This is a genomic window from Aureimonas sp. AU22 (assembly GCF_001463745.1).
Taxonomy (GTDB): domain Bacteria; phylum Pseudomonadota; class Alphaproteobacteria; order Rhizobiales; family Rhizobiaceae; genus Aureimonas.
In genome coordinates this window covers 16,312-38,151 of sequence record NZ_BBWJ01000003.1, presented here as the reverse complement: position 1 = coordinate 38,151, position 21,840 = coordinate 16,312, and the positions used below count along the sequence as shown (strand labels likewise).

General features: G+C 68.9%; 17 protein-coding genes. 13 read left to right on the top strand and 4 right to left on the bottom strand.

What is annotated here, in order from left to right:
* Positions 1-4: 4 nt before the first annotated feature.
* From AUL34_RS00375 to AUL34_RS21720, 10 genes are all read left to right on the top strand, one after another.
* Positions 5-289 carry a PTS sugar transporter subunit IIB gene (locus tag AUL34_RS00375; protein WP_061929502.1) on the top strand — a complete coding sequence of 95 codons (285 nt, stop codon included), beginning with the start codon at positions 5-7 and terminating at the stop codon, positions 287-289.
* 151 nt (positions 290-440) lie between these two features.
* A complete protein-coding gene (locus tag AUL34_RS00370; RefSeq protein WP_061929499.1) occupies positions 441-1,364 on the top strand; it encodes a D-alanine--D-alanine ligase in 924 nt (307 codons plus the stop codon).
* Complete coding sequence (locus AUL34_RS00365) at positions 1,352-2,251, top strand: cell division protein FtsQ/DivIB (protein WP_061929496.1); 900 nt, start codon at positions 1,352-1,354, stop codon at positions 2,249-2,251. Before AUL34_RS00370 ends, AUL34_RS00365 begins: the two co-directional genes overlap by 13 nt.
* The gene (gene ftsA / locus AUL34_RS00360; protein WP_061929493.1) at positions 2,248-3,576 is read left to right on the top strand and encodes a cell division protein FtsA; all 1,329 of its coding nucleotides are present in this window, start codon (positions 2,248-2,250) and stop codon (positions 3,574-3,576) included. Before AUL34_RS00365 ends, ftsA begins: the two co-directional genes overlap by 4 nt.
* Positions 3,577-3,693: 117 nt before the next feature.
* A complete protein-coding gene (gene ftsZ, locus AUL34_RS00355; protein ID WP_061929491.1) occupies positions 3,694-5,277 on the top strand; it encodes a cell division protein FtsZ in 1,584 nt (527 codons plus the stop codon).
* Between the two features lie 295 nt (positions 5,278-5,572).
* Positions 5,573-6,514, top strand: a complete 942-nt coding sequence (gene lpxC, locus AUL34_RS00350; protein WP_061929488.1) for a UDP-3-O-acyl-N-acetylglucosamine deacetylase — start codon at positions 5,573-5,575, stop codon at positions 6,512-6,514.
* 140 nt (positions 6,515-6,654) lie between these two features.
* Positions 6,655-7,590 (top strand): outer membrane protein assembly factor BamD, encoded by a 936-nt coding sequence (locus AUL34_RS00345; RefSeq protein WP_061929483.1) that lies wholly within the window; start codon positions 6,655-6,657, stop codon positions 7,588-7,590.
* A gap of 148 nt (positions 7,591-7,738) precedes the next feature.
* On the top strand, positions 7,739-9,412 hold the full coding sequence (gene recN, locus AUL34_RS00340) for a DNA repair protein RecN (protein WP_061929480.1): 1,674 nt from the start codon (positions 7,739-7,741) through the stop codon (positions 9,410-9,412).
* Between the two features lie 85 nt (positions 9,413-9,497).
* A complete protein-coding gene (gene ligA, locus AUL34_RS00335) occupies positions 9,498-11,984 on the top strand; it encodes an NAD-dependent DNA ligase LigA (protein WP_061929478.1) in 2,487 nt (828 codons plus the stop codon).
* A gap of 135 nt (positions 11,985-12,119) precedes the next feature.
* Positions 12,120-12,977 carry a 3'-5' exonuclease gene (locus AUL34_RS21720; RefSeq protein WP_082653050.1) on the top strand — a complete coding sequence of 286 codons (858 nt, stop codon included), beginning with the start codon at positions 12,120-12,122 and terminating at the stop codon, positions 12,975-12,977.
* Positions 12,978-13,045: 68 nt separating this feature from the next.
* Here AUL34_RS21720 and AUL34_RS00325 read toward each other — a convergent pair whose 3' ends face one another.
* Positions 13,046-14,047, bottom strand: coding sequence for a Tim44 domain-containing protein (locus tag AUL34_RS00325; RefSeq protein ID WP_061929475.1), 1,002 nt, complete (start codon positions 14,045-14,047; stop codon positions 13,046-13,048).
* 184 nt (positions 14,048-14,231) lie between these two features.
* Positions 14,232-14,885: a DapH/DapD/GlmU-related protein gene (locus AUL34_RS00320; protein WP_061929472.1), complete on the bottom strand. Its 654-nt coding sequence runs from the start codon at positions 14,883-14,885 to the stop codon at positions 14,232-14,234.
* An 84-nt stretch (positions 14,886-14,969) separates the two neighbouring features.
* On the opposite strand from AUL34_RS00320, the gene AUL34_RS00315 reads away from it, so the two are divergent.
* Together AUL34_RS00315 and AUL34_RS00310 are read left to right on the top strand one after the other, a co-directional pair.
* On the top strand, positions 14,970-15,599 hold the full coding sequence (locus AUL34_RS00315) for an SCO family protein (protein ID WP_061929469.1): 630 nt from the start codon (positions 14,970-14,972) through the stop codon (positions 15,597-15,599).
* A 49-nt stretch (positions 15,600-15,648) separates the two neighbouring features.
* The gene (locus AUL34_RS00310) at positions 15,649-16,527 is read left to right on the top strand and encodes a 50S ribosomal protein L11 methyltransferase (RefSeq protein ID WP_061929466.1); all 879 of its coding nucleotides are present in this window, start codon (positions 15,649-15,651) and stop codon (positions 16,525-16,527) included.
* A gap of 102 nt (positions 16,528-16,629) precedes the next feature.
* Here the strand turns inward: AUL34_RS00310 and AUL34_RS22090 are convergent, their stop codons facing one another.
* Both AUL34_RS22090 and AUL34_RS00300 read right to left on the bottom strand, forming a co-directional pair.
* Positions 16,630-16,836, bottom strand: a complete 207-nt coding sequence (locus AUL34_RS22090) for a hypothetical protein (protein WP_061929463.1) — start codon at positions 16,834-16,836, stop codon at positions 16,630-16,632.
* 183 nt (positions 16,837-17,019) lie between these two features.
* Positions 17,020-17,502, bottom strand: a complete 483-nt coding sequence (locus tag AUL34_RS00300; RefSeq protein ID WP_082653043.1) for a MerR family DNA-binding transcriptional regulator — start codon at positions 17,500-17,502, stop codon at positions 17,020-17,022.
* 265 nt (positions 17,503-17,767) lie between these two features.
* On the opposite strand from AUL34_RS00300, the gene AUL34_RS00295 reads away from it, so the two are divergent.
* The gene (locus tag AUL34_RS00295; RefSeq protein ID WP_061929459.1) at positions 17,768-21,757 is read left to right on the top strand and encodes a peptidoglycan-binding protein; all 3,990 of its coding nucleotides are present in this window, start codon (positions 17,768-17,770) and stop codon (positions 21,755-21,757) included.
* Positions 21,758-21,840: the final 83 nt, after the last annotated feature.

Sequence of the window (21,840 nt, the reverse complement as noted above, 5' to 3'; positions counted from 1 at the left end):
TCCCATGCAACGCAAGACTGTCCTGATCGCCTGCGGCACCGCCGTCGCCACATCCACCGTCGTGGCGGTCGCGATCGAGGAGGCGATGGCCGAGCGCGGCATTCCGGTCGAGGTGCGCCAGTGCAAGGCGACCGAGGTGCGCGGCCTTGCCGCCGATGCCGACGTCATCGTCGCCACGACGCCGGTCCCCGACGATCTCGGCCGCCCCACCTTCAAGGGCCTTCCGTTCCTCACCGGCATTGGCCGCGACAAGGTGCTCGACGATATCGAGGCGGCATTGCGCGCCTGAGGGCGGAAGCGGGCAGGGGAGCCGGTTCGTTAACGCCGTCTCTCCAAACGGCCTTACGATTTTCTTGCTTTCGCCACGGTCGGTTAACCATCGCTTAACCATCTCCAAGCGATGAATGATCCCAGCCTTCAATGGATGGGATTCCCGGTCGATGACCTCGCATGTCGCAGTGCTGTTCGGTGGCTTCTCGTCAGAAAGGCCGGTGAGCCTGTCGTCGGGCAAGGCCTGCGCCGACGCGCTGGAGGCGGAGGGCTTCCGCGTCTCCCGCGTGGACGTCGGCCGCGACGTGGCGGCGGTGCTTCGCGACCTTGCGCCCGATGTCGCCTTCAACGCGCTTCACGGCCCGTTCGGCGAAGACGGCACGATCCAGGGCGTCCTGGAGTTCCTGCAGATCCCCTATACGCATTCGGGTGTCCTCGCTTCGGCGCTGGCCATGAACAAGGTCAAGGCCAAGACGATCGCCAAGGCCGCCGGCGTCCCGGTGGTCGAGCACAAGATCCTCGACCGCCGTGCGGTCGCGAAATTCCATGTGATGGCGCCGCCCTACGTGGTGAAGCCGATCGCGGAGGGCTCGTCCTTCGGCGTTTTGATCGTCCGCGCCGACCAGGAGCACCCGCCGCAGCAGTTGCACGGCGCCGACTGGACCTTCGGCGAAGAGGTGATGGTCGAGCGTTTCGTGCCGGGGCGCGAGCTGACCTGCGCCGTGATGGGCGACGTGGCACTGCCCGTCTGCGAGATCACGACCGAGGGCCACGCCTTCTACGACTACGATTCCAAGTATCTGCCGGGTGGCTCGCAGCACGTGATCCCCGCTGAGATTCCGCCCGCCATCGCCAAGCGCGTGCAGGAGGCGGCGCTCGCCGCACACCGCGCCGTCGGCTGTCGCGGCGTGTCGCGCTCGGACTTCCGCTACGATGACCGCTTCGGCGACAAGGGGGAGCTGGTCTGGCTGGAGGTGAACACCCAGCCCGGCATGACGCCGACCTCGCTCGTGCCCGATATCGCGAAGGTCGCCGGCCACTCGTTCGGCGAGCTCCTGTCCTGGATGGTGAGGGACGCCTCATGCGGTCGCTGAACGACGCCCCGATGTTCCAGCGCGTCAGCCCGGTCGTGATGCGCATCCAGCGCCTCGGTCGCCGGACCGTGGTCTGGATCAAGAACGTGCGCGAGATGCCGCTTCCGCGCTTCCGCACGCTCGCGGTCGGCCTGCTCGGCTCCACCGCCGTCTACGGCATGGTGCTCGGCGGCCATCAGACCGCGGTGATCGATGCCGTCGCAGAGCCGCTCGGCCTGTCGATCGATACGGTCGACGTCACCGGCTACTCGGAGACCAGCGAGATCGACGTCCTCCAGACGCTCTGGATGACCGGCGCGCAGACGCTGCCGGCGCTGGACGTGACGGCCGCGCGCGAGGCGATCGAAGCGATGCCCTGGATCGAGAGCGCGACGATCGAGAAGGAATATCCGAACCGCGTGAAGATCGCGCTCGTGGAGAAGCAGCCCTTCGCGCTCTGGCAGCGGGACAAGGACCTGTGGATCGTCGATCACGACGGCCGCGAGATCGTGCCCTACGCCACCACCCGCTTCACCGACCTGCCCTTCGTGGTGGGGCCGGGCGCGGCGCGTGAGGCCGCCGATATCCTCGACAAGATGGCGCTGGTTCCCGAACTCGACCAGCGGATCAAGGCCTATGTGCGCGTCGGCGACCGTCGCTGGGATCTGCGTCTCGACAACGGCGTGGTGATCCGCCTGCCCGAACTCGACCCGATCGAGGCGGCCGCGACCGTGATGCGGGTCGACCGCAACGAGGGGCTTCTCGCCCGCGACATCGTTTCGGTCGACATGCGCCTCGCCGACCGGATGGTCGTCAAGCTCACCCCGGCCGCCAAGACGCGCTGGGACAAGGTCCTCAAGGAGCGCGACAAGCTCTGGAAGCAGGCTCAGAAGGAAAAGCCGGTATGAGCCTCTTCTCCAAGTCCACCGACGAACTGCCTCGCATCAAGAAGCCTTCGGACAAGCGCGTACGCACGATCTCCGTGCTCGACGTCGGCTCCTCCAAGGTCACCTGCCTCATCGCGCGCCTGAAGCCGCGGCCGGAGAGCGAGGTCCTGCCGGGCCGCACCCACGTCGTCGAGGTCATCGGCATCGGCCACCAGCGTTCGCGCGGCGTGAAGTCCGGCGTCGTGGTCGATCTGGAAGCAGCCGAAAAGTCGATCCGCTTCTGCGTGGACGCCGCCGAGCGCATGGCCGGGCTGACCATCGAGTCGCTCATCGTCTCCGTCTGCGCCGGGCGCCTGAAGAGCCTGCGCGGCTCGGCCCGCGCGGCCGTCGAAGGCGCCGAGGTCGGCGAACTCGACCTTAAGCGCGTCCTCAACCAGGCCGCCCGCCATCCCCTGCGCGAGGGCCGCGTCGCACTGCACCGCGTGCCGTTCGACCTGTCGCTCGACGGGGAGGGGAGCCTCGAGAACCCAGTCGGCATGACCGGCGCGGAACTCGGCGCCGAGCTTCACATCCTGTCGGCCGAGGAAACCCCGCTGCGCAACCTCGAGGCCGCGATCAACCGCGCCCATCTCGTGGTCGAAGCCTTCGTGGCGACGCCCTATGCGAGTGGCCTCTCAACCCTTGTCGACGACGAGGCGCTGATGGGTTCGGCCTGCATCGACATGGGTGCGGGTTCGACCACGATCTCGATCTTCCAGAACGGCCACTTCGCCTATGCCGACGCCGTGGCGCTCGGCGGGCATCACATCACCATGGACCTTGCCCGCGGCCTTTCGATCCGGCCCGAGCAGGCCGAACGGCTGAAGGTGATGCACGGCAACGCGCTGCCGAGCCTGATGGCGGACGGCGACACCGTGTCCGTCGCGCCGCTCGGCGACGAGGCCCACGAGCAGCCGGTGCAGGTGTCGCGCTCGCTGATCGCGCGCATCATCCGCCCGCGCGTCGAGGAAACGCTGGAGCTGATCCGCGACCGGCTGGCCGCCTCCAATCTCGGCCATGTCATCGGCAAGCGCGTGGTGCTGACCGGCGGCGCCTCGCAGCTCGCCGGCCTTTCGGAAGCGGGGCGCTCGCTCCTGAACCGAAACGTGCGGCTCGGCCGCCCGGTCGGCGTCGCCGGCCTGTCCGCTTCCAACAAGAGCCCGGCCTTCGCAACGGCGGTCGGTCTCCTGATCTATCCGCAGGTCGCGGCCGCCGAACACGTCCCCGAGCAGTCGATGATCGACTTCGCGCTCGATCCGCGTACGCGCGTCGGCCGCTTCGGCTCGTGGCTCCGGCAGAGTTTCTGACAAGCTTCGCGTGCGAAGCTCGTCACCCCGAACCTAGAAATCGGTGCGCGCCGCGCACTGGACCATAAGACCCAAAGGCCGCGCGGCGAACCGGCCCAGACACAAAGGGAAACCACGATGAGCATCACCCTGCAGAAGCCGGACATCACCGAGCTGAAGCCGCGGATCACCGTGTTCGGTGTGGGCGGCGGCGGCTGCAACGCCGTCAACAACATGATCAACGCCGGACTCGAGGGCGTCGAGTTCGTGATCGCGAACACCGATGCGCAAGCGCTGCGCTCGTCGCGCGCCGAGCGCGTCATCCAGATGGGTGTCGCGGTGACCGAGGGGCTGGGCGCCGGCTCGCAGCCCGAGGTCGGCCGTGCGGCCGCCGAAGAGTCGCTCGACGAGATCTGCGATCACCTCCTCGGCTCGCACATGTGCTTCGTCACCGCCGGCATGGGCGGCGGCACGGGCACGGGTGCGGCGCCGGTGGTGGCGCGCGCGGCCCGCGAGAAGGGGATCCTGACCGTCGGCGTCGTGACCAAGCCCTTCCACTTCGAGGGCCAGCGTCGCCTGCGCATCGCCGAGCAGGGCATCGAGGAGCTGCAGAAGAACGTCGATACGCTGATCGTCATTCCCAACCAGAACCTCTTCCGCATCGCCAACGACAAGACCACCTTCGCCGATGCCTTCGGCATGGCCGATCAGGTGCTCTACTCCGGTGTCGCCTGCATCACCGACCTGATGGTGAAGGAAGGCCTGATCAACCTCGACTTCGCGGACGTGCGTTCCGTGATGCGCGAGATGGGCAAGGCGATGATGGGCACGGGCGAGGCGTCCGGCGAGGGCCGCGCGATGGCCGCCGCCGAGGCCGCGATCGCCAACCCGCTCCTCGACGAGACGTCGATGAAGGGCGCCAAGGGCCTTCTCATCTCCATCACCGGCGGGCGTGACCTCACGCTTTTCGAGGTGGACGAGGCCGCGACCCGTATTCGCGAGGAAGTGGACCAGGACGCCAACATCATCCTCGGCGCCACGTTCGACGAGAACCTCGAGGGCGTGATCCGCGTGTCGGTCGTCGCCACGGGCATCGACAAGGCCGCGATGGAAGTCTACGGCCACGCCGCCGAGGCGCGCGCCGCCGCTGCGATCGCCGCTCGCCCGGCCGTCCAGCCGGCCCCGGCCCCCGTGCAGATGGCTCAGCCCGCCCCGATCATGCAGGCTCCGGCCCCGGTCGCGCAGGCCCCGGTCGCGCCGCAGCCGGTCTACCAGCCGGCTCCGGCGTTGGCCGACATCGAGGACGACTTCACCGCCGCCCTCGAAGCCGAGATCGCGCAGGTCGCCCCGCGCGCCCCGGCGCCGCGCCAGCCGGTGCAGCAGCCCGCCCAGGCCCGCATGCCGCGCGTGGAAGATTTCCCGCCCGTGGTACAGGCCGAGATCGAGCGCCGCAGCGCCGGCGTCGAGGCGGCGGGCGACGAGCGGGGCCCGATGGGTCTTCTGCGTCGCCTGACCACCGGCCTGTCGCGTCGTGAGGAAGACGAGGCGGTGCTTGCCGACCCGGTTCGCCCGGCCGCCACGCGCCGTCCGGCCGAGGCGAGCCCGTACGCGCCGCGCCGCCAGGCGGCCGACTCCGCGGCTCGTCCGCAGAGCCAGGTTCGCCAGCCGAGCGAGGAAGACCAGCTCGAAATTCCGGCCTTCCTGCGCCGCCAGTCGAACTGACGGTCACAAACTCACCGCCATCCGGTGTGGCCCGCCCTCGAAAGAGGGCGGGCCTTTCTGTTTAAGGCTTTGAATTCGTTATCGTAAATGAAGCGTTAAGCTGCATTGCGGTAACACTGGGTAAGAAAGCGTGATTTGGCCTTATTTCGGCTAGGACCTAAATTTTGTGACAGTTTCAGACACTTCGCGTGCGCATACGGAATCCCCGTTGGATCATCCGGAAGCCGGGAAGAGTTCTCCTGCCTGGAGCGCGATCCTTTCGCGAGCGGCGGGCCGGTATAAGGATGAGTATCACGTGGTCAACCAGCACACGATCGGAGCGCGTATCGGTTTCGAGGGCGTGGGGGTTCACAGCGGCACGCTGGTGGAACTGTCGCTCCATCCGGCCGAGCCCGACACCGGCATCGTGTTCCACGTCTTCGAGGCGTCCGGCCTCGTGCATGAGATCGCCGCCGTTTCCGCCAACGTGACGTCCACCGATCTGTCCACCATCGTCGGCGACCGTCGTGGCGCCCATGTGGCGACGATCGAGCATATCATGGCCGCCCTCTACGCGATGGACGTCGACAACGTCGTCGTGCAGATCGACGGCAACGAGATTCCGATCATGGACGGCGGCTCGGACATGTTCGTGCGGGCCATCGAGTCGGCCGGGCTCGTCGCCCAGCGCGCGCCGCGCCGCTTCATCAAGGTGCTCAAGCCCGTTCGCGTCGAGCTGAACGGCGGCTTTGCCGAGTATCGTCCCCACGAGGGCACGCGCTTCGAGGTCGAGATCGATTTCGCCACGGCTGCGATCGGCCGTCAACGGTTCTGCGCCGACCTGAGCCCAAGCCTCTTTCGCGACGAACTCGCGCGCGCCCGCACCTTCGGCTTCATGAAGGACGTCGAGCGTCTCTGGGCATCGGGCCACGCGCTCGGCTCCTCGCTCGAGAATTCGGTGGTGATCGGCGACGACGACCGCGTCATCAATCCGGCCGGCCTGCGCTACCCCGACGAGTTCGTCCGGCACAAGACGCTGGATGCGGTGGGTGATCAGGCTCTGGCTGGCGCGCGCGTCCTCGGCTGTTACCGCTCCTACAAGGGCGGGCATCGTTTGAACGCGCTCGCCCTGCAGGCGCTCCTGAACGATCCGGCGGCCCATGCCGTGGTGGAGGTCTCCGGCCGCCGTATGGAGCCGATGCGCCAGGTCGGCATGGCGGCGATCGCGGTGCCCGCGCTCGGACCTCAGGTTCTCTGATCGGCCCAACGCCACCGAAAGTCTTAAAAAAGGCGCCTTGGCCTGTCGTGAAGCGTTGTCGCGATGCGGGACGTTGGCTAGGAAGGTGTCCCGTTCGGGCAGTCTGCGCCGGTCCGGGAAAGCCAGGGGGAACGAGTTCGATGGGAATCAAGATGCCGCTGTCCGGCCGCTTTCCGGTCGTGCCGATGGCACTGGCCGTGGCCGCGTCCGGTCTCCTTCTGTCGGGGTGCATGTCCTCGAAGGACAATGATATCGACGCCCTGGCGCTCGCGTCGCAGACCGAGCCGGCCGACACGCTCTACAACCAGGGCCTCGCCAACCTCGAGAGTGGCCGGCTGAAGGAAGCGAGCGCCAAGTTCGAGGCGATCGACCGCCAGCACCCCTATTCCGAATTCGCCCGCAAGGCGCTGGTGATGCGCGCGTTCGCGAGCTACCGCACCGGCGACTACGACGAGGCCGTCGCCTCGGCCCGTCGCTACCTCCAGCTCTATCCGGGCTCCGAGGACGCGGCCTACGCGCAGTACATCATCGGCCTGTCCTACTTCCGCCAGATGCCGGACGTGACGCGCGACCAGTCCGACACCGCGCGCGCCGTGCAGGCGATGCAGGAGGTCGTGGACCGCTATCCCGATTCGGAATACGCCGAGGACGCACGCACCAAGCTGCGCATCGCCAAGGACCAGCTGGCCGGCAAGGAGATGCAGGTCGGGCGCTACTATCAGGAACGGCGCGAATACATCGCCGCCGTGAACCGGTTCAAGAACGTCGTCGACACCTATCCCGACACGCGGCATGTCGAGGAGGCGCTGGCGCGCCTCACCGAGAGCTACTACGCGATGGGGCTGACGCAGGAAGCGCAGGCCTCGGCTTCGGTCCTCGGGCAGAACTTCCCGGAGTCCGAGTGGTACAAGGACTCCTACGCGCTGCTCCAGTCCAACGGCCTGCAGCCGCGCCAGGGTGGAGCGACCTCCTGGTTCTCGAACGCCACGCGCGCCATCACCGGCGCCGACCGCACGCCGGCGGGCAACCGCGCCCAGGCCGAGCGGACGGTGCTGAACCCGCCCGCGCGTTCGTAACCACCGCAGCATTCGAGGAAAGGCCGGCATCGTCCGGCCTTTTTTCGTTTCCGCGGCGGCCCGGCGCGGCCTGCCCTTCTCACGGCGCCGGGGCATCCATATCTTCGCGATTGCCATTCTGCGCGAGCCGGTCTAGCCCTTCTCCCCTATGCTTGTTCACCTTTCGATCCGCGACATCGTCCTCATCGACCGGCTCGACCTCGTGTTGAACGACGGCCTGTCGGTGCTCACCGGCGAGACCGGCGCCGGCAAATCGATCCTGCTCGACGCCCTATCGCTCGCGCTCGGCGGGCGAGGGGACGGCGGTCTCGTGCGCCACGGCTCAAAGCAGGGGGAGGTCTCAGCCGTCTTCGACCTGCCGACCGCGCACCCGGCCCGCAGGCTCCTGACGGACAACGGGTTCGACGACGACGGCGACCTGATCCTGCGGCGCGTGCAAAGCGCGGACGGACGCACCCGCGTCTTCATCAACGACCGGCCGTCCAGCGTCGGTCTGATGAAGGAAGTGGGCGCTACGCTCGTCGAGATCCACGGCCAGCACGACGACCGCGCGCTCGTCGACCCCGAGGCGCACCGGCTCCTGCTCGACGAATATGGTGGGCTGACGCTCGAGGCGATGGCGGTCACCCGCGCCTTCGACGACTGGCGCAAGGCGGAGGGCGAGCTGTCGCGCCACCGCGCCCGCGTCGAGGCCGCCGCGCGCGAGGCCGACTATCTCCGCGCCTCGGTGGAGGAGCTCTCCGAGCTTTCGCCGATGGCGGGCGAGGAAGAGGAACTCGCCGAAGAGCGCCAGCGCATGATGCGCTCGGAAAAGATCGCGACCGACGTCAACGACGCGCACGAGGAGCTGTCCGGTCCGGCGTCTCCCATTCCCGGTCTCGGCAGTCTTCTGCGCCGGCTCGATCGCAAGAAGGACGAACTGCCGGGTCTTCTTGACGAGGCGATCGAGCGTCTGGAAGCAGGGCTCGACGCCTTGTCTGACGCGCAGATGAGCCTGCAGGGCGCGCTGCGCACGCTCGAGTTCGACCCGCGCGCGCTGGAGAAGTGCGAGGAGCGTCTCTTCGCGCTGCGCGCGGCGGGCCGCAAGTACAACGTGGCGGTGGACGATCTCGCCGATCTCACCGCCAAGATGATGGGCGATCTCGCCGAGCTGGATGCCGGCGAGGAGCGCCTCGGCCATCTGGAGGCCGAGGTCGTTGCACGGCGCGAGACGTTCGACCAGCTGGCGGCGGACCTCTCGGTGAAGCGCCACGAGACAGCCCGTCATCTGGAGGCGGCCGTGATGGGCGAGCTTCCCGACATGAAGCTGGAGCGCGCGGCCTTCATCGTGGAGATCGCGACCGATCCGAAGGCGCGTACGGGGGCCGGCATCGACGCGGCCGAGTTCTGGGTGCGGACCAACCCCGGCACCCGCGCCGGGCCGATGATGAAGGTCGCCTCGGGCGGCGAGTTGTCGCGCTTCCTGCTGGCGCTGAAGGTGGTGCTGGCGGACAAGGGCTCCGCTCCGACCCTCGTGTTCGACGAGATCGACACGGGTGTGGGCGGTGCGGTGGCCGATGCGATCGGACGGCGCCTCGCGCGGCTCGCCTCGCGGGTGCAGGTCCTGTCGGTGACGCATGCGCCGCAGGTCGCGGCGCGTGCGACGACGCATCTCCTGATCTCCAAGGCCGAAGTCCAGCCCGGCGACGAGCGCCTGTCGACGCGCGTGGCGACGATCGACGTATCCGCCCGGCGTGAGGAGATCGCCCGCATGCTGGCCGGCGACATCGTGACCGACGAGGCGCGCGCGGCCGCCGCGCGGCTGATCGGCCATCCCAACTGAGGACGGCGAAGCGTCACGGGATTTTTCGCCGGCCTGCTCCAGAATCGGTGTAACGCCCGATCGATCCTCCTGAGCCGAGCCAGCCATGTCCGACCTTCCCGATCTCGACCGGATGACCCCAGAGGCGGCCGCCGCCGAGCTGGAGCGGCTGGCGCGCGAGATGGCCGAGCACGACCGGCGCTACTACGAGGACGACGCGCCGACGGTCACCGACGCGGAATACGACGCCCTGCGCCGGCGCAACGCGGCGATCGAGGCGCGCTTCCCGGATCTGGCGAGGGCGGACTCGCCCGCGAAGAAGGTCGGCGCCGCTCCCTCCGCGAAGTTCGCGAAGATCCGGCACGCCGTGCCGATGCTCTCGCTCGACAATGCCTTCTCCGACGAGGACGTGGCCGACTTTGCCCGGCGCGTGCGTCGCTTCCTCGGCCTTGGCGAGGATGCCGCGCTCGCGATCACGGCCGAACCCAAGATCGACGGGCTTTCCCTGTCCCTGCGCTACGAGAAGGGCCGGCTCGTCTCAGCCGCGACGCGCGGCGACGGGCAGGTGGGCGAGGACGTGACCGCCAATGCGCGCACGCTGGACGACATCCCGGACCGGTTGAGGGGTTTCGCCCCGGCGGTCTTCGAGGTGCGCGGCGAAGTCTACATGACCCACGCGGACTTCGCGGCGCTCAACGCACGGCTGCTGGCGGAAGCCGGCGAGGGCGAGGGGGCGAAGGCCGCGCGCCAGTTCGCCAACCCGCGCAACGCCGCCGCGGGATCGCTGCGCCAGAAGGACGCGAGCGTGACGAAGTCGCGGCCGCTGCGCTTCTTCGCCTATGCCTGGGGAGAGACCAGCGAACTGCCCGGCGCCACGCAGACGCAGGTCGTCGCCGCGCTTCAGGACATGGGGTTCCAGACGAACACGGTGCCGCAGTTCGGCAACGACGAGCCGTTGATGAAGCGGCTGGAGACCGTCGACGGGCTGATCGAGCACTACCGCCGCATCGAGGCGGCGCGGGCGGGGCTCGGCTATGACATCGACGGCGTCGTCTACAAGGTGGACGACCTCGACGCGCAGAGCGAGCTCGGCTTCGTCTCGCGCGCACCGCGCTGGGCGATCGCGCACAAGTTCTCGGCCGAGCAGGCGACCACGACGGTGGAGGAGATCGTCATCAATGTCGGGCGCACCGGCAAGCTCGCGCCGCTCGCCAAGCTGACCCCGGTGACGGTGGGCGGGGTCGTCGTCTCCAACGTGACGCTGCACAACGAGGACTATGTCGCCGGGCGCGACGCCGACGGCCAGCCGATCCGTGGCGGACGCGACGTTCGCATCGGCGATACGGTGGTGATCCAGCGCGCGGGCGACGTCATCCCGCAGGTCGTGGACGTCGTGATCGAGAAGCGTCCCGAGGGCGCCGAGCCCTTCCGCTACCCCGACCATTGCCCGATCTGCGGCTCCAAGGCCGAGCGCGAGATCAATCCGCGCACCGGACGGCTGGATTCGGTGCGGCGCTGCACGGCGGCGATGACCTGCCCCGCGCAGGCCAAGGAGGGGCTGAAGCATTTCGTTTCGCGCAACGCCTTCGACATCGAGGGCCTCGGCGAGACGTTCGTGGAGGAACTGTTCGACGCCGGCCTCCTACGCCAGCCGGCCGACATCTTCCGGCTCGAGTTCGAAGCGCTGCGCGAGGCGATCGAGGCGCGGCGACGTGCGCTTGCCGAGGCCCGTCGACAGGCGGAAGGCAAGGCCGAGCCAGCAAAGGCGGCCAGGAAGGGCGAGACGACGAAGGCGATCGACAATCTCCTGGCGGCCGTCGAAGCGCGCAGGACGGTGTCGCTCGACCGCTTCATCTTCGCGCTCGGCATCCCCGAGATCGGCGAAAGCTCGGCCAAGGCATTGGCAAAGCATTTCGAGGACGTGCCGGCCTTCGTCGCCGGAATCGATGCCGCTCGTGCGGGCCAACCGGGGGAGGATTGGGCGGAGCTCAGCGCGCTGCGCACGATCGGGGGCACCACCTTCGAGCGGCTCATGGCGGTGGACGACGCCAAGCTCGCCGATCCCCACTGGAACCCTCTGCGCGACGCCGATCTCGGCCTCAAGGCGAACCAGCGCGTGGTTCTGCGCGAACGCTACGGTGAGGAGGCCGAGAGGTTTGCCGATGCGTTGCGCCGGGCCAAGGCCGGCGCACCCGGCGATGCCTTCCTCGCGCTGACGCGCGACGGCGACATCGGCACGGTGGCGACCTTGTCGCTGATCCATTTCTTCGACGAGCAGCACAACCGTGAAGCGGTGGAAGCGTTGATGGCGGCCGGGGTCACGACCACGAACGAGCGCGCCGCGCCGCCTCCGGCTTCCTCGCCCGTCCGCTCGAAGACGGTGGTGTTCACCGGGACCCTGGAAAAGATGACGCGGGCCGAAGCCAAGGAGCGGGCGGAGGCGCTGGGTGCCAAGGTGTCCGGGTCGGTGTCGAAGAAGACCGACCTTGTGGTGGCCGGACCGGGAGCGGGATCCAAGCTGACGGACGCGCAGAAGCACGGCGTGAAGGTGATCTCGGAGGACGACTGGCTTGCACTGATCGCGCAAGCCTGATTCAACCGGGGCTGTCTCCATCAGATCTCGCGGGGGACGGTCGGGCGGGCTTCGTCCGCCGTCCATGCGCCGTTGCGCAAGCCGGAGGGGGCGTCGGAGGCCACGGCGCATGGTGCGCCCCTTTTTCGGATGCGCATGACCGTCGTTGCCCTCGATTTCGAGACCGCCAACCAGAGCCCCGTCAGCGCCTGCGCGATCGGTCTGGCGTTCGTGGAGGGCGGTGCCGTCACGCGGCGCTTCCACACGTTGATCCGTCCGCCGGAGCTTCGCTTCGACTGGGGCAACATCCGCGTGCACGGCATCCGGCCGGAGGACGTGCTCGACGCGCCGAGCTTCGCCGATGTCTGGCGCGAGATCGCCCCGGTGTTCGATGGCGCGCTGGTGCTGGCCCACAACGCCTCGTTCGACATGACGGTCCTCAAGCGCACCGCCGCCCATCATGGCCTGGCGCTGCCGGAGTTCCGCTCCTTCTGCACAGTCGCGATGGCGCGCCGGCTCTGGCCGGAGGAGCCGAGCAAGAAGCTGTCGGCCCTGGCGACGCGCTTCGGCATCACCTTCCGGCATCATGATGCCGGCGAGGACGCCTTCGCATGCGCCACGATCGCGCTGGAGGGCGTGCGGCATGCGGGGGCACGCGATATCGTCGATCTCGCCGACACTTCCGGGCTTGCCAAGCCGGTCTCGGCCAGCACCCCGCCGCGGGCCGGGGGCATTGCCGCCCGCGCCATGGCGGCGCGTGGCGAGGCTGCGACCGGGCGTCTCAACTTTCGCGTAGCGGGGAGCCGTGGCACGCCTTACGAAATCGAGGTCGTGCGAGGCGGGCGAGGGGACATGCGTCTCGCCTGCACCTGCCCCGCCTCGCGCTTCCGCTCCGACTGCAAGCACCGCGCGGCGCTGCGCCTCGGCGATCTCAGCGCCGTGATGGGTTTGACCCCCGACATCGAGCGGGCGCTCACAACCCTGTTCGCCGCCCCCGTGCGCGGCGCGGCCTGAGGGGACAAAAAAGCCCGCCGGTTCGCGGGAACCGGCGGGCCTGTGGATGCGGTGTGGTGGCCTCGCGATCAGGCTTCCTGGATCGCGGAGAGCTTCCACTCGTCCTTGAAGTCGCGCAGGAAGGTCCAGACCTCGGTGGACTCGACCGGGGCGTTGCCGCCTTCCCGGATCGCGCCGGTCTCGCGGTCGCGAATGGTCTCGACCATCGAATAGCGCATCGCGACGGTGGCGTATTCGCGCGAGCCTTCCTTCCAGCTCTCGGCGACGTCGCCCTGAAGCAGCGTCACGTCGCGCGCCTCGACACGGATGCCCTTGGAGGCGTTGGTGGCGAGTTCCTCGGAGAGGTAGGAGGCGACCTCGGGGGTCGTGATCTCGCGGAGCTTGGCGTAGTCCTCGCGGGTGAACGCGTCCTGCAGCGTCTGGAGGCGGTTCTCGAAGATGTCGAGATCCGCGGCCGTGATGCGTAGCTGGTCGACGCCCGCAGCGCTCGAAGCCGCTGCAGCCGCCTGCGGACCGGCATAGCCACGGGCGCCTGCCGCCTGACCGCCCTGCGGGCCGCGCTGGCCGAGACCCTCGTACATCGTCCGGTTGTTGCCCGCCTCGTTCGGGCGCCCACCGGCCATCGCCGTCTGGCCGGAGCGGCGACGGAACATGCGCACCACGAACCATACCACGAGGCCGATCAGCAGCGCTTGGACGAGGAAGCCGAGCATGCCGGCCATACCGCCGAAGCCGGTGCCCATCAGGAGGCCGAACAGGCCGCCGATCACGAGACCGCGCATCAGCGCCCCGCCGAAGCCACCGCCGAACATACCCGAGCGCATCCCGGGACGCGCCGCCGCCGCAGCGCCGGCCGCAGGGGCCGCCGCGTTCGGCGAGGTCATGGAACGCTGCACCGGCGCGGCCGAGGGCGCCGTGTTCGTGGCAGGCGCGGACTGGTAGGTGCGCGCCCCACGGCTTCCGAAGCTGCCGCCGCGGCGCGCTTCCGCGAAGTCCACCGCCGCCAGCGAGAAGGTCAGCGCCAGCACGCCCATCAAAGCCATGCCGCGCATTTTGGCCGAGCTGCCCATCGTGATCGATCCTTCCGGTATGCCGATATTCCTTGGACCTCATATAGGAGGCCGCAATCGCCGCTGGAAAGGATTCGCGCCGAAGTGGAGCGCGGCGGGCGATCACAAGTTCGACAGGGCGGGTCTGGCTGCGGGGTTCGTGGGAAGACGAGGTCCACCGACATCGCCGAGGACACGATCGTCTTCAGTCGCTCGTGGCCTCCCAACGGGCGAGGAAATGTTCGGGCGAAAGCGTCTGCATGTCCGATATGGCGTCGAAGAGCTTCGGCTTCGGCCAGTCCCACCAGGCGAGGGCCAGGAACCGCTCGGCCACCGACGGCGCGAAGCGGGCGCGCAAGGGGCGTGCCGGCACGCCCGCGACGATCGTGTACGGCGCGACGTCGCGCGTCACCACCGCGCCGGCGCCGACCACCGCGCCGGTGCCGATCGTCACACCCGGCAGGATCACCGCGGCATGGCCGAGCCAGACGTCGTGGCCGATCTCGACGCGGCGCTGCAGCCGGCGTTCGCGGAAAGCGTCGTCGACGCCGTGCCAGCGGAAATACTCGTTGGGGCGATAGCTGATCTTGTGCGTCGTGACGCGCTCCACCGGATGTTCCAGCGCATTGACCCGCACGTGCGCCGCGATCGAGCAGAACTTGCCGATGTCGGCGTGGGTCGCCTCGCTGCCGCGCTCGAAATAGGAATAGTCGCCGACCGCGACGTCGCGCAGGACCACGCGCGGGCCGATGTCGCAATGGCGGCCGAGGCGGGTCCCCTTCAGTTCCGCGCTCGGGTGGATGCGTGGTTCGTCCGGCCGGAACCGCAGATCCTCGCTGCCCGATCCCGCTTCGCTCATTCCCGCCCCCGGTCCCCTTGTCGTCGCGGCCTTGGAGGCGGCGGAGCAATCATGTATCCGAGACCGCGACAAAGGAGCAACGACATGACCGATCCGACTCCGCGCGAAAGGGGGCGCCGCCGTCTGCCCGTGCTGCGCTACGCGCTTTGGTTCCTGGTGGCGGCCGTGCTGGCGCTCCTCGTCCTCGTCTGGACCTTCGGCCGCGCGGAGATGGAGGAAGTGACGCAGGGCGCGGAGCCCTACGGCACCGCGTTCCGCCTGACCGACCAGAACGGCGCGGAGGTCACCGAGGCCGCCTTGCGCTCGCGCCCGACCGCGCTGTTCTTCGGTTTCACCCACTGCCCGGACGTGTGCCCGACGACGCTCTATGAACTGTCGGGCTATCAGAAGGCGCTGAAGGGAGAGGGCAAGGATCTCGGCATCGTCTTCGTGACGGTCGACCCGGAGCGCGACACGCCGGAGATCCTGAAGACCTATGTCGGTGCCCTGTCGCCTGATATCACGGCCGTCACCGGCACGCCGGACGATGTCGCCGCCATGCTCAAGGGTTACGGCGCCTATGCCAGGAAGGTGCCGCAGGGCGACGACTACACGATGGACCACACGGCGTCGGTGATCCTCCTGGATCGGGCCGGACGCTTCGTCGGAACCATCGCCTACGGCGAGAACCCCGAGACCGCCAAGGGCAAACTGGAGCGGCTCGTCACGCTGTGAGGAGCCGGGGCGGCCGTGCCGCCATCGATGTCGAGGAAGTGAGGTCGTCGTGGGTCAGGTCCGTTTCTACACGCGTTCGGGACGCACACCCGCCGAGGCGCTCTTCGATCGGCTCGACGCCCGGTTCGCCGACGAGGGATGGCCGGTTTCCCTCTCCGAGGTCGACGAAAAGGCCGAACTGTTCGAGGCGTCCGTCTATTTCGAGGACGCCGACACCGTCGACGAGACGGCGGTGCGCGAGGCTTTCGGCGATGCCGAGCCGGTGCGCGAGGACCTGCCGGACATCGACTGGATGGCCGAGGTGCTGGCGGGGCTGAAGCCCGTGCGGGCCGGGCGCTTCCTGGTCCATGGGGCGCACGACCGCGACAAGGTCCTGCCCAACGACCTCGCCATCGAGATCGAGGCGGGTCAGGCCTTCGGGACGGGGCATCACGGGACCACCGCCGGATGCCTCACGATGATCGAGAGCGTGGTGCGGCGGCGCAGGCCGCGCAACGCGTTGGACCTGGGAACGGGCAGCGCGGTGCTGGCGATCGCCTTCGCCAAGCTGGCGCGGCGCCCGGTCCTGGCGACGGACATCGACCCGGTGGCGATCGCCGTCGCGCGGCAGAACGTTCGCGCGAACGGCGTCTCCCGCTATGTCGAGACGGCCACGGCGACGGGATTCGGCTCGCCGGCGTTCCGCCGCGCGGCGCCGTTCGATCTTGTGATCGCCAACATCCTCGCCGGCCCGCTGATGCAGCTCGCTCCGCAACTGGCGCGCCACCTGTCGGCCGACGGCGACGTGGTCCTGTCGGGCATCCTGGAGCGGCAGAGGGACGCGGTGCTTTCGGCCTACCGCATCCAGGGCCTGTTCCACCGCCGGACGCTGCGTCGGGGCGAATGGGTCACGCTCCATCTCTGCCGCAACCGGGCCGGGGCGGTCTGAACGCTTCCCCGACGGGAACATCCCCGCATGAAAAAGGGCCCGGCCATCGGCCGAGCCCTTCTGAAATCGCATGGGAGTCTCGCCCGCTGACCGGGCAAGCCTTCAGGGGCGCTGCGGCGCGCTGGCCTCGAACATCGATCCGCGGCGCGAGACCATGTGGGTCATCGGCTCGGTCTCCAGATACATCGGGCGGGCGGTGCCGTGCGCGAAACGGCTGGACGGGCGGGACCGGTCGGCCCCCGGACGGCGTGCGGTGGCGCCGATTTGGGCCGGGAAGGACCCAGTACGTTCGGTGCGGACGTTGATCATGATAACCTCTTGGGACTTCTTTCTACGGCTCCCTGAACGCTTATATGCTGCATCGCGTCATGATGAGCTATCCCGTCCCGTGCATAGGTCCCCCATCGAAGATGCACGGCAAATGATCGGACTTCTTCATCATTCATTCATACTCGTCGGGTCGGATCGAAACCGACGTGACGACGGGCGAGATCAGTTGTTATCCGCGCGGCCGAGACGATCGCGCACGAGGTCGAGCGCCACCTCCATGGCCTGGAGCGATTCGTCGATCTCGCGCCGCTGATCGAGCAGCACGACCCTCTGCTCCGTCATGCGTTGGAGCGCGACCTCGAGCTGCTTTCGCGGGCCGTCGGGCGAATGGTAGACGTCGATGATCTGCTTGGCCTCGGTCAGCGAGAAGCCGAGGAGCTTTGCCAGCAGCACCAAGCGGAGGCGCATGCGGTCGCGCCGGGAATAGATGCGGGTCGTGCCCTGCCGTTCCGGCTGGAGCAGGCCGCGATCCTCGTAGAACCGCAGGGTACGCAGCGACACGCCGAACTCGCGCGCCAGATCGCCGATCCGGAAATTGTCGTGTTCACCCGCATGCGACCCTTCCGGGTCGCAGGCGAGGAGCTCGGAGATGCCGAGTCGCCTGTCTCCGTCGTCGCTGGAATCGTCCATCTGCGGATGCTTCATGATGTCTCACTCATCACCCGAATATAACTACAGGTGTATTTAACGGCGTCAGCGATTTCGTAAGCCTGCCCCAACAAAAATATTTACCGGCGCGGTCCCCGGCTTCGCAAGCCTAGACCGGATCGAATCCAGCCTCGCTCCCGCTTAGGTTTTTAAATCCTTAACCAAAGGACCATGGCTTAACCCCTCGTTAAGCCTTCTGGTCGTGAACTTGGCAAAGCGGTCGCGCCCGCAGACAGGCGGCGGGCAGCGGAAGGAGCGGGACATGTCGCAGAACGAAGCCAAGGTGAGGCAACGGGCGGAAGATATGCCGGCAGCTTCCGACGCGTCGTTTTCGTCGCTCAGCAAGACGCTGGAAGACCTGGAGCAGCGCCTCAGCCGCCTGTCCTCGACGAAGCCTGCCACGAACCCCGCACCCCCCGCCGATCGAGCGCCGGATGGCGCGGCCGAGCGCGCCGAGCTGTCGGCCAGCGAGAAGCTGCGCCTGGCCGCGGAAGCGCGCCGCGCCCGCCGCCCCTCGCTGACGGCCGCCGTTTCCAACGTCGCGGTCGAGAGCGCTCTCGCCTCGGAAGAGGACGCGCCGCGTCGCCGCGCCGCCGCCGGTCGGCGAATCGGCACGATCGCCGCCGAGGTCGAACAGCTGCAGCTCCAGAACGCCTCCATCGCGCTGATCAAGGACCTGGCCGCCGAACTGACGCTCCTGCGCGGCGACATCCAGAGCCGCGTCGGCGTCGATACCGACGGCCGGATCAAGGAGCTCCAGACCTCCTTTGCCGATCTCAAGGAGATGATCGCCGAGCGCGACGCGCCGGAACGGATCGGCGCCGAGATCTTCGAGATCATGGAGTCGCTGACCGAGCTGACCGCCGGCACCGCCGATCAGGCTTCGCTGGAAGCGCTGCGCGGCGATCTCGACGCGGTTGCGGCCATGGTCGGCCAGATGGCGCGTGAGGAGTCTCTGGAGGCGGTGAAGCGTCGCTGGGACGAGTTCGAGACGCGCATCTCCGAGCACGTGGCGCTGGACACCGAGGCCAAGCGAAACCTGAAGGTGGAGCTGGAGCGCCTGCGCACCTCGCTGCGCTCGCTCGCCACGGAGGACCAGGTCCTCGCCGTGCAGCAGCGCTGGGAGGAGTTCGAGGCCCGCTATCTCGACACCGCCCGCGTCCAGGCCGAAGAATCCGTCGCCAAGGTGCTCCGCACCGAGCTCGACGGCCTGCGCGACAAGCTCGACGCCATCGTTGCCGAGAACGGCAAGGACGCCATGGACGCCCGCTTCGAGGCGATGGCCGAACGTCTGGGTTCGGGGGCGCTCGAAGCCGGCATCGAGCGCCTGGCCGGGCGCATGGAAGAGATCGAGCAGGCCCTCGTGCAGATGCCCGAGTTCCTGCAGATCGAACAGCTCGAAGCGCGTGTCGCCGCCCTCGCGGAAGGCATCGAGACCTTGACGCGCGAGGTTCGGGAGCCGGACCTGTCGCAGTTCGTCCTTATCGAAGAGCGCCTCGCGGAAATTTCCGAGGCCCTGGCGAACCAGCCCGCACGCGCGGCCGGCGAGATCGACATGGCGCCGGTGGAGCGCATCGAAGCGCGCGTCGCAGACCTCTCCGGACGGATCGACCGTCTAGCCGACGCACGCGGCGCCGAGACCCTGTCGCTGCAGATCGCGGCACTCGCCGAGCGCGTCGAGGACATCGGCGCGGCGCGTCCCACTGAAGATCTCGGCCAGCGGATCGATACGTTGTCGGAGCGCGTCGAGAGCCTGTTCCGCAGCGCCGGCAGCGCCGACACCTCGGCCTTCGAGGAGCGCCTCAGCGCGATCGCGCAGCGCCTGGAGGATTCCGCCTCGGTTCGTGTCGTCGACCCGGAGGTCATCGCCGCGCTCGAAGCGCAGATCACCCGCATGACGCAGATCCTCGCCGGTGCGCCGGGCGCATCCGTCGAGGACGCCGGCCTGGTCGTCCAGCGGCTGGATGCGATCGAGCGGCAGCTCGACGAGAACCGCGACAACGTCGTGGCGGCGGCTCGCGCGGCGGCCGAAGAGGCCGTGCGCCGCATGCAGGTCGAGGATGCGCGCCGCGAGAGCGGGTTCGTCCAGGAGCTGGCGCAGGACATGCGCAATCTCGAGGCGCTGTGCCGCGAGAGCGACGAGCGTACCTTCGGCGTCTTCGATGCGGTGCATGCGACACTCCTCAAGATCGTCGAGCGCCTGACGCTGATCGAGCAGGAAATGCGCGGTCGCCCCGTGGAGACCGTCGCCGCCCCGGTACTGCGCCCGGCCACGTTGGAGCCCGTCGCGCTCGCCACCGAAGCGCCGGCTCCCGCCGCGCCGCCGGCCGCCGAAATCGTGCCGGCTCCGGAGATGCCGGTGTTCGCCGAACGCGCGGTGCAGCCGGCGCCTTTGGTCGAGGAGGAAGCAAGGGGGCTGCGCGCAGCTCTCCAGCGCCACATCTCGCGTCGCAGCGGCAAGGCGAAGGCGGAGACCGCCGTGAGCCTGGCGGAGCGCATCCGCCCGACGCCGATCGTAGAGGAGCCCGCCGAGGCCGCCGAAAGCACGCAAGCACACGAGGACGAGGACGCCCCGAAGGCGGCGGTCCTCGCGGCGCCCGAGCTCGACCCGTCCGACAGCCTGGTGTCGCGCGAGGCCAACCGTCCGCTGGAGCCTGGTTCCGGCGCGCCCGACATCGCCGCCCTGATCGAGCGCGTGCGCCAGCAGCAGCGCGGCGAGGACCCGGCTCCGGAGCCGATGGCCAAGGCGGATTTCATCGCCGCCGCCCGCAAGGCCGCCATGGCCGCCGCCGCCGAGGCGGAGGCCCTGCGCGACCGCGAGGAGCGCGGCGAGGATCTGAAGGGCAAGCCGGCTTCCAACCGCCGCAAGCCCATCCTGATGGGCGTCGGCGCCGTGCTCCTGGCGCTGATGGCCGTACCCTTCGGCATCGACCAGCTGATGCTGAAGGAAAAGACGGTGGCCGGTCTCGACGAGGCCACGGTCTCCGCTGCCGCGCAGGCACCGTCGGTGACGCCGTCCGCGCCGGTGCCGACCGAGGATGAGGTCGCGGCCCTGATCGATCAGCCGGCGCCCGCTGCCACCGCCGAGGTCCCGCCCGCGGCGGAGCCGAGCGAGCCGGTTCTGGCCGCCGACGTTCCGGCGGCGGAGCCCACGGCCGCCATGCCGATGGTGTCCGAGCCCGCGTCCCCGACGGACGAGGTCGTGGCCGAGGCGACGCCGATGGACGGGCAGGTCGAGACGGCGGCGGCGATACCCGCACCGGCGGCCGAGGCCGTGCAGCCGGAGGTTCCGGCCGCGGCCGCCGAGATCGCGCCGGCGCCCGCCGTCGCCGATGCCGGCCCGCTGCTCGCCTCCGTTCGCTCGCGGCTTCCGCAGGCGGCGCAGGGTCCGGTTCCCGCGCTGCCCGAGGGCATCGCCTCCGAGGCGCTGGCCAAGGCGGTCGCGGCCGAGGATCCGAAGGCGCTCTTCGAGATCGGGCTGCGCGTGATGGAGGGCCGGAACGGGCCAAGCGATCCGGCAGCGGCATTGAACTGGTTCGCCCAGTCCGCCTCTCGCGGTTTCGCCCCGGCGCAGTACAGCCTCGGGACGCTGTTCGAGAAGGGCAACGGCGTTGGCCGCGACGCCGCCATGGCCCGCGACTGGTATCTTCTGGCCGCCGGGCAGGGCAACGTGCGCGCCATGCACAACCTCGCGGTGCTCTACGCCACCGGCATCGACGGCAAGTCGGAGCCGGCGGACGCTGCCAAGTGGTTCATCCAGGCCGCCGACCACGGCATGCGCGACAGCCAGTACAATCTCGGCATCCTGTATGCCCGGGGCGCCGGCGTCGAGCAGGACCTTGCCAAGTCCTACCGCTGGTTTGGCATCGTCGCCGGGGCCGGGGACAAGGACGCCGGCTCCAAGATGCAGGAGGTCGGCAAGACGCTCTCGGCCGAACAGCGCCAGTCGCTCGACGCCGAGATCGCCGCCTGGAAGGCCGAGCCCCGCATAGAAGCCGCCAACACCGTGGACGTGCCCGCCGATTGGTCGGAGACGGCCGGCAGCACCGCCTCGGTCGACATGTCCCGCGCCATCCGCAACGTGCAGGCGATCCTGATCAAGCTCGGCTACGATCCCGGCCAGCCGGACGGCAAGGTCGGTGCGCGCACCGAGGCGGCGATCCGCCAGTTCCAGGGCAAGGCGGGGCTGGCGGCCACCGGCAAGATCGACGAGCCGCTGATCCGCGCGCTTCTGGACCGCAAGGACGCCTGATCGGCGCCCGCATCGTTTGACTTGGGGGAGGGGTTCGGGCCAAGACGTCCGGACCCCTTTTCCGTTCTGGTGGATCGGCTCGG

Coding starts and splice junctions, on each gene's coding strand:
- ligA (WP_061929478.1), top strand. CDS start 9,498: ATGTCCGACCTTCCCGATCTCGACCGGATGACCCCAGAGGCGGCCGCC.
- AUL34_RS00300 (WP_082653043.1), bottom strand. CDS start 17,502: ATGAAGCATCCGCAGATGGACGATTCCAGCGACGACGGAGACAGGCGA.
- AUL34_RS00365 (WP_061929496.1), top strand. CDS start 1,352: ATGCGGTCGCTGAACGACGCCCCGATGTTCCAGCGCGTCAGCCCGGTC.
- recN (WP_061929480.1), top strand. CDS start 7,739: ATGCTTGTTCACCTTTCGATCCGCGACATCGTCCTCATCGACCGGCTC.
- AUL34_RS00315 (WP_061929469.1), top strand. CDS start 14,970: ATGACCGATCCGACTCCGCGCGAAAGGGGGCGCCGCCGTCTGCCCGTG.
- AUL34_RS21720 (WP_082653050.1), top strand. CDS start 12,120: ATGACCGTCGTTGCCCTCGATTTCGAGACCGCCAACCAGAGCCCCGTC.
- ftsZ (WP_061929491.1), top strand. CDS start 3,694: ATGAGCATCACCCTGCAGAAGCCGGACATCACCGAGCTGAAGCCGCGG.
- AUL34_RS00295 (WP_061929459.1), top strand. CDS start 17,768: ATGTCGCAGAACGAAGCCAAGGTGAGGCAACGGGCGGAAGATATGCCG.
- AUL34_RS00320 (WP_061929472.1), bottom strand. CDS start 14,885: ATGAGCGAAGCGGGATCGGGCAGCGAGGATCTGCGGTTCCGGCCGGAC.
- ftsA (WP_061929493.1), top strand. CDS start 2,248: ATGAGCCTCTTCTCCAAGTCCACCGACGAACTGCCTCGCATCAAGAAG.
- AUL34_RS00345 (WP_061929483.1), top strand. CDS start 6,655: ATGGGAATCAAGATGCCGCTGTCCGGCCGCTTTCCGGTCGTGCCGATG.
- AUL34_RS00375 (WP_061929502.1), top strand. CDS start 5: ATGCAACGCAAGACTGTCCTGATCGCCTGCGGCACCGCCGTCGCCACA.
- AUL34_RS00370 (WP_061929499.1), top strand. CDS start 441: ATGACCTCGCATGTCGCAGTGCTGTTCGGTGGCTTCTCGTCAGAAAGG.
- AUL34_RS00325 (WP_061929475.1), bottom strand. CDS start 14,047: ATGGGCAGCTCGGCCAAAATGCGCGGCATGGCTTTGATGGGCGTGCTG.
- AUL34_RS22090 (WP_061929463.1), bottom strand. CDS start 16,836: ATGATCAACGTCCGCACCGAACGTACTGGGTCCTTCCCGGCCCAAATC.